Below are 13,417 nucleotides of genomic sequence, written 5' to 3'. Positions count from 1 at the left end.
GCCACAGCGAGAGCGAGCCGGAGCAGAACCCATGAGGAAGCACCCGATACGCCGCGTCGTCCTGGGCAGCGCCGCCACCGTCTCCGGTGTCGTCCTGCTCCTGGCCCTGAAGATGCCGTACGCGCCGTGGGAGGCCGAGCGGACCTCCGTCGCGCAGCCGCCGGCCGCCGGAGCGCCGGCAGCGCCCGGGTCGGGCGGAGCGGGTGCGCCCTCCCCGGGCGCGCCGGCCGGGGACCCGGCGGGCGGCGCGCCGGCGGGCGGGGGCGAGGCCGCGGCCCCCGGCGACGGCCAGGGCGGGGACGGGGACGCGGGCGGGAACGGGGCACCGGCCCAGGAAGCGCCCCGCACCGTCACCGGCGACCTGGTCAAGACCGAGTACGGGCCCGTCCAGGCCCGGATCACCCTCACCGGCGGGAAGATCACCGCGGCCGACGCCGCCCAGGCCCCGTCCGGCAACCCGCAGACCGAGTCGATCACCGCCCGGGCCGTGCCGGAGCTCGGCAAGAAGGCGGTGCAGGCGCAGAGCGCGGAGATCGACACCGTCTCCGGCGCCACCTTCACCAGCGAGGGCTACAAGAAGTCCCTGCAGAGCGCCCTGGACCGGGCCGGTGGCTGAACCTCCCCGGTTCCGCCGGGTCGAGGAGGCCATGGGCACGGTCTTCTCCCTCGACGTCCGGGGCCCGCGGGCGCACGAGGCCGGGCCCGCGGTCGAGGACGCGGTGGCCTGGCTGCACCGGGTGGACGAGCTGTTCTCCCCGTACCGGGAGGAGAGCGAACTCAGCCGGCTGGCGCGCGGCGAGCTGTCGGCCGGTGACTGCGATCCGCTGATCGCGGAGGTCCTGCTGCTCTGCGAGGGCGCGGAGGAGATGAGCGACGGCTGGTTCAGCACCCGGTACGCCGGCGGGCTCGACCCGACCGGGCTGGTCAAGGGCTGGGCGGTGGAGAAGGCCTCTCAGCGGCTGGCCGAGGCCGGGGCCGCCGACAGCTGCGTGAACGGCGGCGGCGACATCCAGCTGTGCGGCCGCGCCGGCCCCGGGCGGCCCTGGCGCACCGGGATCAGCGACCCGCTGCGCCCGGGCCGGCTCGCCGCCGTCGTGGAGGGCGAGGGCCGGCTGGCCGTGGCCACCAGCGGCACGGCCGAACGCGGCTGCCACGTCCTGGACCCGCGCACGGGCTCCCCGCCCCGGCACGGCCTGGCCTCCGTCACGGTGCTGGCGGAGGGTCTGACGGCGGCGGACGCCTGGGCCACGGCGGCCTTCGCGCGGGGCCGCTCGGCACGGGACTGGCTGGAGGCGCTGGAGGACGTGGAGGCGTTCGCGGTGACGGCGGACGGCGGCACCTGGAGCACGACGGGCTTCGACAAGTTCACGGCCGGCTGACCCGCACGGCTTTCGACGGACCGTCCCGGCCGCCACCGCACCCGCCGCACGGCCGACCGAACAGTCACGCGGGACACCCGCATCCGCGCTTTCGCGCTGACACTGCGGTCCACCACAGCCGTCGGACGCCGGGCACCCCGGCGGGAACAGGCTCCGCCGACGGGGACCCGGGCCGGGCTATCCCTCACCAAGGACGCGCAGGTCGTGCTTGTCCCTGAAGTACTCGTAGTCCTTGAGGTTCAACGTCGCGAGCGGCAGGTCATGAGTGAGACAGCAGGCGGCGATCCACATGTCGTTGACCGGCTGTGGTCTCCCCGCCTTCCTGCCGGCGGCGGAGAGCTTGCCCCAGGTCGCGGCCACGGCTTCGTCACCGGGCACAACGGGGACGCCGGAGAGCCAGTCGGCGAGTTCTTGGCGTCGGAGACTGCCCCAGTCACGGATCTCGCTCCATTGGGTCAGCTCGCCGTAGGTCACGAAGGTGATCAGCGGCTTGCGGCCGATGAGCCGGGTGGCCAGCGGTCCGGTGAGCTTGCCCTTGTGGGTGAGGGAAGCGACGTCGGTGTCGAGAATGACAGGTTGCACGTCGGCGGCTCAGGCGATGTCGCGCCGGCGCTCGGCATAGGTGAAGGCCAGGAACTCCTCCAGCTCCTCGTCGGACTCGAAGGTGTCCGCCTCCAAGTCCTCCAGGCCAGTGATCGGCTGCGTGTTCTTCGCGGCCAGCAGTTCCTCGACCGACAGTCGCGGCCGGACCGGCGGATAGATCGGACGCTCGGTTTCCGCTGCGCTCATGGTGTGGACCTCCTGACGCCGCTCACTGCCTGCCACGCATCATGATACGGGCGCTTCCTTCCGCCGGGGCCTCCTCTCGCGTGCCCCCATACCGTGACGGCCGGCCGTCACGGCCCGGCGGGCGTCCACGAGCGGAAGGATCACGCGGGTACGGAAACGGGCGCGGGCCGGGGCGTTCTGGTGGGGCCGGGACGCGGGTAGCCTCCAAGGGACAGTGAGCGCGAGGGGTCCGCGCGGGCGGGCCCTGCGACCGGATCCGGCCGTGGGCCGTGTCACCGCGCGGATTCCCCGCCACGGCCAGGGAAGCGGGCACCACACGCCTATGAGCACGTACGTCCCCGATGCCTCGGCTCTGCCCCTGCGCTGGACCGTCTCCTCCTACAGCGGCGGGAGGGACAACTGCGTCGAAGTCGCCCGGTTCGAGCGGGAGACCGTGGCCGTGCGGGATTCCGAGGACCCCTCCGGGCCGGCCCTGCTGCTGCGCGCCGACGAGTGGACCGCGTTCATCGCCGACATCCGGGCGGGCGAGTTCGACCTGTTGTGACGGCGCCCGGGCGCCAGCATCCCGACTCCCGGCGTTCGACCCGGTGTTGAGAACGGCCGGCGGGCTAGCGCGCCCGCTGGGCCAGCCGCAGGAGGTGGTCCGCGAGGGCCTGGCCGCCCGCCGGGTCGCGGCTGATCAGCAGCAGGGTGTCGTCGCCCGCGATGGTGCCGAGGATGTCGTGGACCTCGGCCTGGTCGATGGCCGAGGCCAGGAACTGCGCGGCACCCGGCGGGGTGCGCAGCACGACCAGGTTCGCCGAGGCCTCGGCGGAGATGAGGAGTTCACCGGCCAGCCGGGCCATCCGCTGCTCCTTCACCGACTCCCCGAGCGGTGCCTGCGGGGTGCGGAAGCCGCCCTCCGACGGCACCGCGTAGATCAGTTCACCGCCCGCGCTGCGGATCTTCACCGCGCCCAGTTCGTCGAGGTCGCGGGAGAGCGTCGCCTGGGTGACGTTCAGCCCGTCGTCGGCGAGGAGCCGGGCGAGCTGGCTCTGGGAGCGCACCGCCCGGCGGTTGAGGATGTCGACGATCCGCCGGTGGCGGGCCGTGCGGGTCTGGGGTACGGCCGGCCCGCCGTGCTCGGTGTCCTGCGCCTGGCTCATGGTGGTCAGTCTCCGGATCGTCGGTCTTCCCCGTCCCCCGCGGCCTCGTCCAGGACCGCCGGCAGGGCTCCGAGCAGCGCGTCCACCTCGTCATCGCCGATGATCAGCGGGGGGACGAGCCGGACGACGCCGGGGGCGACGGCGTTCACCAGGAGCCCGGCCTCCTGAGCCGCCTGCTGGACGCGGGCGGCCACGGGTTCGGTGAGCACGATACCCAGCAGCAGCCCAACACCGCGCACGTGTGCGACCAGGGGGTGGCCCAGGCCCTCGATCCCGTCGCGCAGCCGCTCCCCCGTGCGCTTGACCCGGTCGAGGATGTCCTCGGCGGCGATGGTGTCGAGGACGGCGAGCGCGGCGGCGCAGCAGACGGGGTTGCCGCCGAAGGTCGAGCCGTGGTGGCCGGGCGCCAGCAGCTCCGCGGCCTCGCCGAAGGCGACGGTCGCGCCGATGGGCAGCCCGCCGCCGAGCCCCTTGGCGAGGGTGACGACATCCGGCTCGACGCCCTGTGCCTGGTGCTCGAACCAGTGGCCGGTGCGGCCGATGCCCGTCTGCACCTCGTCGATGACGAGCAGGGTGCCGGTGGCCCGGGTGATCTCCCGTGCCGCGGCGAGGTATCCGGCGGGCGGGACGACGGCGCCGTTCTCGCCCTGGACCGGCTCGACGATCACAAGGGCGGTGTCGGTGGTCACGGCGGCCCGGAGCGCGTCCGCGTCCCCGTACGGCACATGGGTCACCTCGCCGGGCAGCGGCAGGAAGGGGTCGCGTTTGCCGGGCTGCCCGGTGAGGGCGAGGGCGCCCAGGGTGCGGCCGTGGAAGCCGCCTTCCGTGGCGACCATGTGGCTCCGGCCGGTGCGCCGCCCGATCTTGAACGCGGCCTCGACGGCCTCCGCGCCGGAGTTGGAGAAGAAGACCTTTCCGGGGCGGCCGAGGAGCTGGAGGAGCCGTTCGGCGAGTTCGACGGGCGGCTCGGCGACGAAGAGGTTGGAGACGTGGCCGAGGGTGGCGATCTGGCCGGAGACGGCGCGGACGACGGCGGGGTGGGCGTGCCCGAGGGCGTTGACGGCGATGCCGCTGACGAAGTCGAGGTACTCGCGGCCGTCGGCGTCCCGGACCCGGGCGCCCTCGCCGCTCACCAGCGGCAGGCGGGGGGTGCCGTAGTTGTCCATCAGCGCCTGCTGCCAGCGCTGCGTGAGCTCCTGGTTGCCGTTCGCGTCGCTCATGCCGTCTCCCCCTGCGCGTCGGGCACGACCATCGTGCCGATGCCTTCGTCCGTGAAGATCTCCAGCAGGATCGAGTGCTGCACGCGGCCGTCGATGACGCGCGCGGTGTTGACGCCGTTCCGCACGGCGTGCAGGCAGCCCTCCATCTTGGGGACCATGCCGCTGGCCAGGTCGGGCAGCAGCTTCTCCAGCTCGGTGGCGGTGAGCTTGCTGATCACCTCGTCGCTGTTCGGCCAGTCCTCGTAGAGACCCTCGACGTCGGTGAGCACCATCAGCGTCTCGGCGCCGAGGGCGGCGGCCAGCGCGGCGGCGGCGGTGTCGGCGTTGACGTTGTAGACGTGCTGGTCGTCCGCGCTGCGGGCGATGGAGGAGACGACGGGGATGCGCCCGTCGTCCAGCAGCGCCTGCACGGCTCCCACCTCCACGCCGGTGATGTCGCCGACCCGGCCGATGTCCACGCTCTCGCCGTCGATCTCGGCGTAGCGCTTGACGGCGGTCATGGTGTGGGCGTCCTCGCCGGTCATGCCGACGGCGAGCGGGCCGTGCCGGTTGAGCAGCCCGACCAGGTCGCGCTGCACCTGGCCGGCGAGGACCATCCGGACGACGTCCATCGCCTCGGGGGTGGTGACGCGCAGCCCGGCCTTGAACTCGGAGACCAGGCCGAGCTTGTCCAGGTGCGCGGTGATCTGCGGGCCGCCGCCGTGCACGACGACGGGCTTGAGGCCGGCGTGCCGGAGGAAGACCACGTCCTGGGCGAAGGCGGCCTTGAGTTCCTCGTCGACCATGGCGTTGCCGCCGAACTTGATGACGACGGTCTTGCCGTGGTGGCGGGTCAGCCAGGGCAGCGCCTCGATGAGGATCTGCGCTTTGGGGAGGGCGGTGTGCTTCCGCGTGGTGCTCATGAGGAGTAGGCGCTGTTCTCGTGGACGTACTCGGCGGTCAGGTCGTTGGTCCAGATGACGGCCGACTCCTGGCCGGCGGCCAGGTCGGCGGTGATCCGGATCTCGCGGTAGCGCATGTCGACCAGGTCGCGGTCCTCGCCCACGGAACCGTTCTTGCACACCCAGACGCCGTTGATGGCGACGTTCAGCCGGTCCGGTTCGAAGACGGCGGAGGTGGTGCCGATCGCGGAGAGCACCCGGCCCCAGTTGGGGTCCTCGCCGTGCAGGGCGCACTTGAGGAGGTTGTTCCGGGCGATGGAGCGGCCGACCTCGACGGCGTCGTCCTCACTCGCGGCGTTCACGACCTCGATGCGGATGTCCTTGGAGGCGCCCTCGGCGTCGCCGATGAGCTGCCGGGCGAGGTCGTCGCAGACGGCGCGGACGGCCTCGGCGAACTCCTCGTAGCCGGGCGCCACCCCGGAGGCGCCGGAGGCCAGCAGCAGCACGGTGTCGTTGGTGGACATGCAGCCGTCGGAGTCGATCCGGTCGAAGGTGGTGCGGGTGGCGGCGCGCAGGGCCTTGTCGAGCTCGGGCTGCGCCACGTCGGCGTCGGTGGTGAGGACGACGAGCATGGTGGCGAGGCCGGGGGCGAGCATGCCGGCGCCCTTGGCCATGCCGCCGACGGTCCAGCCGGCCGGGCTCTCCACGACGGCGGTCTTGTGGACGGAGTCGGTGGTCTTGATGGCGAGGGCGGCCTTCTCGCCGCCGTGCGCGGAGAGCTGGGCGAAGGCCGTGCCGATGCCCGGCAGCAGCTGGTCCATCGGCAGGCGGATGCCGATGAGGCCGGTGGAGCAGACGGCCACCTCGCCGGGGCTGAACTCCTCGCCCAGCGCCTCGGCGGTCTTCTCGGCGGTCTTGTGGGTGTCCTGGAAGCCGAGCGGGCCGGTGCAGGCGTTGGCGCCGCCGGAGTTGAGGATCACGGCCGAGACCTGGCCGCCCTTGACGACCTGCTCCGACCAGATGACGGGCGCGGCCTTGACGCGGTTGGAGGTGAAGACGCCCGCGGCGGCCAGGCGCGGCCCGCGGTTGACGACCAGCGCCAGGTCCGGGTCCCCGCTCTCCTTGATGCCGGCGGCGATCCCCGCCGCCGTGAAGCCCTTGGCTGCCGTCACGCTCACTGCGTCTCCGTCTCTTCCGTGGTCGTGTCCCCGCCGGCCGCTGCCGCCGTCACCGTCGCCGTGGCCGCTCCCGCCGTCGCGGGCGCCGCCGTGTGCGCGCCGTTCACGGGGCGATCCCGACCGCGGACAGGCCCGTCTCCTCGGGGAGGCCGAGGGCGATGTTCATGCTCTGCACCGCGCCGCCGGCGGTGCCCTTGGTGAGGTTGTCGACGGCGGCGATGACGAGGACGCGGCCGGCCTCCTCGTCCAGGGCCGTCTGGAGCTGGACGGCGTTGGAGCCGAGGACGGCGGCCGTGGAGGGCCACCGCCCCTCGGGAAGGAGATGGCAGAAGGGTTCACCGGCGGTGGCCTTCTCGTACGTCTCGCGCAGCGCGTCCGCCGTGACGCCGGGCCTGGCCTTCGCCGTGCAGGTGGCGAGGATGCCGCGCGGCATGGGGGCGAGGGTCGGCGTGAAGGAGACCGTGACCGGCTCCCCGGCCGCGGCGGAGAGGTTCTGGACGATCTCCGGGGTGTGCCGGTGCACGCCGCCGACGCCGTACGGGCTCATCGAGCCCATGACCTCGCTGCCGAGCAGATGCGGCTTGAGCGCCTTGCCGCCGCCGGAGGTGCCGCTCGCGGCGACGATCACGGCCTCGGGCTCGACGAGCCCGGCGGCGTGGGCCGGGGCGAGGGCGAGCGACACGGCCGTCGGGTAGCAGCCGGGGACGGCGATCCGCCGGGCGCCGCGCAGCGCGTCGCGGGCGCCGGGGAGTTCGGGGAGGCCGTAGGGCCAGGTGCCGGCGTGCGGGGTGCCGTAGAACCTCTCCCAGGCGGCGGCCTCCCGCAGCCGGAAGTCCGCACCGCAGTCGACGACGAGCACCTCCTCGCCCAGCTCTTCGGCGACGGCGGCGGACTGCCCGTGCGGCAGGGCGAGGAACACCACGTCGTGCCCGGTGAGGACCTCGGTGGTGGTCGGTTCCAGCACCCGGTCGGCGAGTGGCAGCAGATGCGGCTGGAGCTCGCCGAGCCGCCGGCCCGTGCTGGAGTTCGCGGTGAGGGCGCCGATCTCCACCCCGGGGTGCCCGAGCAGCAGGCGCAGCACTTCACCGCCCGCGTACCCGCTCGCTCCCGCCACTGCCACACGCGTCACCATGTCACTCCTCCGCTAGACAGCATGACTATACGAACGCCCGCAGTTTTATGCAAGAAGGGGGCAGCGACCGCCCAGGCGGCCGATCCGGCGTCCAGCGCTTGAGTTGGCACCTTTGGGCGTCGGAGCCGGCCCCGTGCGACGCCGACGTCGGCCGGGAACCGACGGCCCCGATCCGCGGCCGGCCATGGCTCGTTTCCGGCCGCCCGGGACGGGCCCGGGCCTCCGCCGGAAAGCCGGCCGCCCACCCCAGATCGGTGACTCAGGTCACATCCGCTCCTTGTCAGCAATCGGGGCGCCGTCTCGTTCAGGGGGCACGCGAACGAGACAGGAGCATCCCCATGAAGCACCGCATCGTCGTCCTCGGCGCCGGATATGCCGGGGCCTTCGCCGCCGGAAGCCTGGCCCGCCGGCTCTCCCCCGCCGACACCGGGATCACCGTCGTCAACGCCGTGCCCGACTTCGTTGAGCGGATGCGGCTCCACCAGCTCGCGGCCGGCCGGGACGTGGCATCCCGCAAGCTCGCCGACGTGTTCGCCGGCACCGGGGTGCGGCTGCGTCTGGCGCGCGTCACCGGCCTCGACCCCGAGCGCAGGACCGTCGCCGTGACCGGCGAGGACGGCGACGGCGAACTGGCGTACGACACGCTGCTCTACGCGCTCGGCAGCTCCGCAGCCGACCACGGCGTCCCCGGCGTGGCCGAGTACGCCTACGACGTGTGCGGCCGGTCCTCGGCGCTGCGTCTGCGCGAGCGCCTGGCCGGCCTGGGCGAGGGCGGCACCGTACTCGTCGTCGGCGAGGGGCTGACCGGCATCGAGACCGCCACCGAGATCGCCGAGTCCCGGCCCGGCCTCTCGGTCGCGCTCGCCGCCCGCGGCGAGCCGGGCGACTGGCTCTCCCCGAAGGCCCGCCGCCACCTGCGCCGTGCCTTCGACCGGCTCGGCATCACCGTCCACGAGCACACCCGCATCGAAGCCGTCGAGCCGGGACGGGCGATCACCGCCGGCGGTACGTCCGTCCCGGCCGACGTGACCGTGTGGTCGGCCGGGTTCACCGTGCACCCCATCGCGGCCGCCGCCGGCCTGGAGACCACCGAGAGCGGCCGGATCGTCGTCGACCGCACCATGCGCTCGGTCTCGCACCCGGACGTCTACGCCGCCGGCGACTCCGTCTGCGCGATCGGCGACAACGGCCGGCCGCTGCCGATGTCCTGCGCCACGGCCGGCCTCACCAACATGCAGGCGACGGCCGCGATCGTCGCGCGCCTGACGGGCGGCGAGGTGCCGGCCACCGGGCTGAAGTACCACGGCAACCACATCAGCCTCGGGCGGCGGGACGCGATCTTCCAGGTGGTGGACGGGGACGCCCGGGCGAAGTCCTGGTACCTGGGCGGCAGAACCGCCGCGCGGCTCAAGGCGGGCGTGCTCACAGGGGCCGGCTGGGGCATCGCCCACCCGACCTTCGGCATGCCGAAGCGCAAGCACCGTCTGGCCACCGCACCCGACCGGGCCGGTGTGAGTGCCGCCGCCTAGGTTGGTCCCCATGGACAGCGCGGCCGTCGAGCGGTTCGAGGCCGGCCGGGACCGGCTGGCCTCGCTCGCGTACCGTCTGCTCGGCTCGGCCGCCGACGCCGAGGACGCCGTGCAAGACACGTTCCTGCGCTGGCAGGCCGCGGACCGCGAACGGATCGAGGTGCCGGAGGCGTGGCTGACCAAGGTCCTCACCAACCTCTGCCTCGACCGGCTCCGCTCGGCGCAGGCGCGCCACGAGCGGGCGGCCGGTGCGACGCTGCCCGAGCCGCTCCTGGAGGGCGACCCGATGCTCGGCCCGGCCGACACCTTCGAACAGCGCGAATCGGTGTCCTTGGCCGTCCTGACCCTCCTGGAGCGCCTCTCGCCGGTCGAGCGGGCCGTCTACGTCCTGCGTGAGGCCTTCTCGTACCGCCACGCCGAGATCGCCGGGATCCTCGGCATCACCGAGTCCGCGAGCCAGCAGCACGCCCACCGGGCCCGGGGCCGGATCGCCGCCGAGCGCCGCCGGGGCGGCGAGACCGATCCCGCGTCCGCGCGCCGCGTCGTCGAGGAGTTCCTCGCCGCTGCCACCTCGGGGCGCACCGAACGGCTGGTGGCGCTGCTCACCGACGACGCGACGGCGGTCTCGGACGGCGCCGGGCTGGGCCGGAGGCTGCTGCGGTACGAGACGCCCGAGCGGGTCGCCTCCTTCGTGCGGGCCGGCTTCAAGCCCACGCCGGCGAAGCGGCGGCTGGCCGGCGGCTCGCCCGCGATGCACATCGCGCTGGTCAACGGCTCCCCGGCGGTCCTCGCCGTGGTCGGCGAACGGGTAGTGGGCGCCGTGGTGTTCGACGTCGGCGACGGCAGGGTCGCGTCCCTGCACGGCATCGCCGCCGCGGACCGGCTCGCGCGCCTCAACGAGGCCTGGCGGCAGCACGAGCCCGGGGCTCCGGTCATCGACGCCTGGTGACCGCGGCCACCGGAAAGCACCGCGAAGCCCGGGCCGGACCGGCCGGGGGCCGGACGGTGTCCGGTGGCGGGGTCAGGAACGCGCGCGGCCCGGCTCGGCGTCCCGCGCCGCGTTCTTCTCCCTGAGGTCCTTCAGGCGCGCCGCTTCCTTGCGCACCTCGGCCTGCGTGGCGCGTTCCTGCCGCAGCCACCCGGGTTCGTCCCGCTTCAGCGCGTCGATCTGTTCCGTCGTCAGTGCTTCCGTGACGCCGCCGCGGGCGAGACCCGAGATGGACACGCCCAGCTTCGCCGCGACCACCGGCCGGGGATGCGGGCCGTCGCGCCGCAGGTCCCGCAGCCACTCCGGCGGGTCGGCCTGCAGCGCGTTCAGTTCACCGCGCGTGACGACGCCCTCCTGGAACTCGGCGGGGGTGGCCTGGAGGTACACACCCAGCTTCTTCGCCGCGGTCGCGGGCTTCATGGTCTGGGTGTTCGAGTGCGACGTCATGATGCCCAGGGTAACGAGCGCGGGCGGTGCCCCCGACCACGACCCGGTAGCCTGGCCCGCGTGACAGGCTCGGAGGACTCCCCCGCGTTCCGGCTCGCGTACGTCCCGGGCGTGACACCGGCCAAGTGGGTGCGCATCTGGCGGGAGCGGCTGCCCGCGGTCCCGCTGAGCCTGCTCCCCGTGACCGCCGCCGAAGCGGCCGGCGTCCTGCGGGACGGCGGCGCCGACGCCGGTTTCCTGCGGCTGCCGGCCGACCGGACGGACCTCAGCGCGATCCCCCTCTACACCGAGACGACCGTGGTGGTGGTCCCGAGGGACCACGTCGTGACGGCCGCCGACGAGGTGACCGCCGGGGATCTCGCCGACGAGATCGTGCTGTCTCCCCTCGACGACACCCTCGTCTGGGAGGCCCTCCCGGGCCGGCCCGCGAAGGAGCGCCCCGCCACCACGGCGGACGCCGTCGAACTGGTGGCCGCGGGCGTGGGCGTCCTCGTCGTCCCGCAGTCCCTGGCCCGTCTCCACCACCGCAGGGACCTCACCTACCGGCCGGTCTCCGACGCCCCCCAGTCGCGCGTCGCGCTGTCGTGGCGGGAGGACGCCACCACGGACCTCGTGGAGCACTTCATCGGGATCGTCCGCGGCCGGACCGTCAACAGCACCCGGGGCCGCCCGGCACCGGCACAGCGGAAGGACGAGCGCGCCGGCGACCAGCGCGGGACGCGGCGGGCACCCGCGGCCGGGAAGACGGCCCGCAAGCCGGCCGGAAAGACGGCCGGGAAAACGGCGGGGAAGAACCCGCGGGGCGGTTCCGGCGGGGCCAGGGGCGGCAAGCGCGGCCGGCCGCGCCGCCGCTCGTAGCCCCGGCGGGACGCCCCCCGCCGCCGCCGTCCCGCCGCCGGGCCGGCCCCCTTCGGACCACCGGAACATCTCCGCGAAAAAAGATCCGGCGAGGTGTCGATCCGGCCGTCTCCCGTTCGACGTCAGGATGAGAGGCGGGGAGAGGCCCCGCCCTTCCGAGAGGAGCAGCCGCCGTGCCGCGTTTCCTGACACTGATCCGCATCGACGAGAAGAACGCCCCCGCCGAGGGCCCCAGCCCCGAGCTGCAGGAGCGCATGGGCGCCCTGTTCGAGGAGATCACCAAGGCCGGGGTCATGCTCGACACGGCCGGGCTCACCCCGACCTCCGAGGGCACCCGGGTGACCTGGGCCGGCGGGAAGATCAGCTGCACCGACGGGCCGTTCACCGAGAGCAAGGAGGTCATCGGCGGCTACTCCATCATCCAGGCCAAGGACAAGGCCGAGGCCCTGGAATGGACCAAGCGGTTCCTGCGGACCCACGAGGAGTACTGGACCATCACCGCCGAGGTCCGCGAGATCGCCGAGGGCTGACCGCCCGGCGGTGATCCGGCCCCGTTTGCTCCCGCCTCCCCGCGACTGCTCTGATGGGTGGCTGTGACGGCAGGGAGCACGGCCGAGACGGTCGAAGCGGTGTTCAGGATCGAGTCCGCGCGGATCACCGCCGGTGTCGCCCGCATCGTGCGGGACGTGGGCATCGCCGAGGAACTCGCGCAGGACGCGCTGGTCGCCGCGCTGGAGCAGTGGCCGGAGTCGGGCGTCCCGGAGAAGCCGGGCGCCTGGCTCATGGCCACCGCCCGGCACCGCGCGATCGACCTCGTGCGCCGCCGGGAGACCTACGCGCGCAAGCTCGCCGAGGTCGGGCGGTCCCTGGAGGACGTGCCCCCGCCCGGCCCGGAGGACCTCGGCGACCCGGACGACATCGACGACGACCTGCTGCGCCTGATCTTCACCGCCTGCCATCCCGTGCTGTCCCGGGAGGCCCGGGCCGCCCTGACGCTGCGCCTGCTGGGCGGCCTGACCACCGATGAGATCGCCCGCGCCTTCCTGGTCTCCGAACCGGCGGTCGCCCAGCGCGTGGTCCGCGCCAAACGCACGCTCGCCAAGGCCGGCGTCCCGTTCGAAGTCCCTGGCGGGGCCGACCGGGAGGCCCGCCTCTCGTCGGTGCTGGAGGTCATCTACCTGGTCTTCAACGAGGGGTACGCGGCCACGGCCGGTGACGACCTGTGCCGTCCCGGGCTGTGCGAGGACGCGCTCCGCCTCGCCCGCGTCCTGGCGAACCTGATGCCCGGGGAACCCGAGGTGCACGGCCTGCTGGCGCTGCTGGAGTTCCAGGCCTCCCGCATCGCGGCCCGTACGGGTCCCGGCGGCGAGCCGGTGCTGCTCGCCGACCAGGACCGCTCGCGGTGGAACCGGATGCTGATCCTCCGCGGCGCCGAGGCCCTGCTCCGGGCGGGCCGCGGCCCGTACTCCGTCCAGGCCGCGATCGCCGCCTGCCACGCGCGGGCGGTCCGCTACGAGGACACCGACTGGGCGGCGATCGCCGCACTGTACGGGCGGCTGCTGGAGCTGACCCCCTCCCCGGTGGTCGAACTGAACCGGGCGGTCGCCGTCTCGATGGCGGAGGGCCCGGAGGCCGGGCTGCGCCTCGTCGACGCCCTGGCGGCCGAACCGGTCCTCCGGGGCTACCACCTGCTGCCGAGCGTCCGCGGGGATCTGCTGGCCCGCGTGGGCCGGGACGAGGAGGCGCGCGCGGAGTTCCGGCGCGCGGCCTCGCTCACCCGCAACGCCCGGGAGCGGGAACTGCTCCTGGCGCGGGCCGCGCCCTCGCCCTCCGGCCCCGCGCCGGAAGGCTGAACCGCCGCCGGCGCCCGC

The 13,417-nt window shown here is 74.0% G+C and carries 16 protein-coding genes; 8 read left to right on the top strand and 8 right to left on the bottom strand.

Annotation, left to right across the window (positions count from 1 at the left end):
• The first annotated feature begins 31 nt into the window (after positions 1-31).
• Together SXIN_RS26590 and SXIN_RS26585 are read left to right on the top strand one after the other, a co-directional pair.
• Positions 32-616, top strand: a complete 585-nt coding sequence (locus SXIN_RS26590; protein ID WP_095757644.1) for an FMN-binding protein — start codon at positions 32-34, stop codon at positions 614-616.
• Positions 617-647: 31 nt separating this feature from the next.
• Positions 648-1,379 carry an FAD:protein FMN transferase gene (locus tag SXIN_RS26585; RefSeq protein WP_095757643.1) on the top strand — a complete coding sequence of 244 codons (732 nt, stop codon included), beginning with the start codon at positions 648-650 and terminating at the stop codon, positions 1,377-1,379.
• Between the two features lie 177 nt (positions 1,380-1,556).
• On the opposite strand, the gene SXIN_RS26580 is transcribed toward SXIN_RS26585, so the two are convergent.
• Together SXIN_RS26580 and SXIN_RS26575 are read right to left on the bottom strand one after the other, a co-directional pair.
• Positions 1,557-1,961 carry a type II toxin-antitoxin system VapC family toxin gene (locus SXIN_RS26580; RefSeq protein ID WP_019708812.1) on the bottom strand — a complete coding sequence of 135 codons (405 nt, stop codon included), beginning with the start codon at positions 1,959-1,961 and terminating at the stop codon, positions 1,557-1,559.
• Positions 1,962-1,970: 9 nt separating this feature from the next.
• A complete protein-coding gene (locus SXIN_RS26575) occupies positions 1,971-2,168 on the bottom strand; it encodes a hypothetical protein (RefSeq protein WP_019708813.1) in 198 nt (65 codons plus the stop codon).
• Positions 2,169-2,490: 322 nt separating this feature from the next.
• Here SXIN_RS26575 and SXIN_RS26570 point away from each other — a divergent pair, with 322 nt between their 5' ends.
• Positions 2,491-2,712 (top strand): DUF397 domain-containing protein, encoded by a 222-nt coding sequence (locus tag SXIN_RS26570; protein WP_019708814.1) that lies wholly within the window; start codon positions 2,491-2,493, stop codon positions 2,710-2,712.
• A gap of 64 nt (positions 2,713-2,776) precedes the next feature.
• Here SXIN_RS26570 and SXIN_RS26565 read toward each other — a convergent pair whose 3' ends face one another.
• The 5 genes from SXIN_RS26565 to argC form a co-directional block, all read right to left on the bottom strand.
• A complete protein-coding gene (locus tag SXIN_RS26565) occupies positions 2,777-3,313 on the bottom strand; it encodes an arginine repressor (RefSeq protein ID WP_019708815.1) in 537 nt (178 codons plus the stop codon).
• A gap of 5 nt (positions 3,314-3,318) precedes the next feature.
• Positions 3,319-4,533, bottom strand: a complete 1,215-nt coding sequence (locus tag SXIN_RS26560) for an acetylornithine transaminase (protein WP_019708816.1) — start codon at positions 4,531-4,533, stop codon at positions 3,319-3,321.
• Positions 4,530-5,435, bottom strand: a complete 906-nt coding sequence (argB, locus tag SXIN_RS26555; protein ID WP_019708817.1) for an acetylglutamate kinase — start codon at positions 5,433-5,435, stop codon at positions 4,530-4,532. Before argB ends, SXIN_RS26560 begins: the two co-directional genes overlap by 4 nt.
• Positions 5,432-6,592 carry a bifunctional glutamate N-acetyltransferase/amino-acid acetyltransferase ArgJ gene (gene argJ, locus SXIN_RS26550; RefSeq protein WP_019708818.1) on the bottom strand — a complete coding sequence of 387 codons (1,161 nt, stop codon included), beginning with the start codon at positions 6,590-6,592 and terminating at the stop codon, positions 5,432-5,434. Before argJ ends, argB begins: the two co-directional genes overlap by 4 nt.
• A gap of 103 nt (positions 6,593-6,695) precedes the next feature.
• On the bottom strand, positions 6,696-7,724 hold the full coding sequence (gene argC / locus SXIN_RS26545) for an N-acetyl-gamma-glutamyl-phosphate reductase (RefSeq protein ID WP_095757642.1): 1,029 nt from the start codon (positions 7,722-7,724) through the stop codon (positions 6,696-6,698).
• A 338-nt stretch (positions 7,725-8,062) separates the two neighbouring features.
• Here argC and SXIN_RS26540 point away from each other — a divergent pair, with 338 nt between their 5' ends.
• On the top strand, positions 8,063-9,253 hold the full coding sequence (locus SXIN_RS26540; RefSeq protein WP_019708821.1) for an NAD(P)/FAD-dependent oxidoreductase: 1,191 nt from the start codon (positions 8,063-8,065) through the stop codon (positions 9,251-9,253).
• Positions 9,254-9,263: 10 nt separating this feature from the next.
• The gene (locus SXIN_RS26535; RefSeq protein WP_019708822.1) at positions 9,264-10,202 is read left to right on the top strand and encodes a sigma-70 family RNA polymerase sigma factor; all 939 of its coding nucleotides are present in this window, start codon (positions 9,264-9,266) and stop codon (positions 10,200-10,202) included.
• A 72-nt stretch (positions 10,203-10,274) separates the two neighbouring features.
• On the opposite strand, the gene SXIN_RS26530 is transcribed toward SXIN_RS26535, so the two are convergent.
• Positions 10,275-10,688: a DUF5997 family protein gene (locus SXIN_RS26530; RefSeq protein ID WP_039821216.1), complete on the bottom strand. Its 414-nt coding sequence runs from the start codon at positions 10,686-10,688 to the stop codon at positions 10,275-10,277.
• A gap of 60 nt (positions 10,689-10,748) precedes the next feature.
• On the opposite strand from SXIN_RS26530, the gene SXIN_RS26525 reads away from it, so the two are divergent.
• From SXIN_RS26525 to SXIN_RS26515, 3 genes are all read left to right on the top strand, one after another.
• Positions 10,749-11,546: a LysR substrate-binding domain-containing protein gene (locus tag SXIN_RS26525; RefSeq protein ID WP_095757641.1), complete on the top strand. Its 798-nt coding sequence runs from the start codon at positions 10,749-10,751 to the stop codon at positions 11,544-11,546.
• A gap of 173 nt (positions 11,547-11,719) precedes the next feature.
• Positions 11,720-12,076 carry a YciI family protein gene (locus SXIN_RS26520; RefSeq protein WP_019708826.1) on the top strand — a complete coding sequence of 119 codons (357 nt, stop codon included), beginning with the start codon at positions 11,720-11,722 and terminating at the stop codon, positions 12,074-12,076.
• Between the two features lie 57 nt (positions 12,077-12,133).
• Complete coding sequence (locus SXIN_RS26515; RefSeq protein ID WP_095757640.1) at positions 12,134-13,399, top strand: RNA polymerase sigma factor; 1,266 nt, start codon at positions 12,134-12,136, stop codon at positions 13,397-13,399.
• Positions 13,400-13,417 lie beyond the last annotated feature (18 nt).

The organism is Streptomyces xinghaiensis S187 (genome assembly GCF_000220705.2).
Classification (GTDB): domain Bacteria; phylum Actinomycetota; class Actinomycetes; order Streptomycetales; family Streptomycetaceae; genus Streptomyces; species Streptomyces xinghaiensis.
Note: the sequence above shows the minus strand (reverse complement) of the source record. Positions and strands in the feature narration are given on the sequence as shown.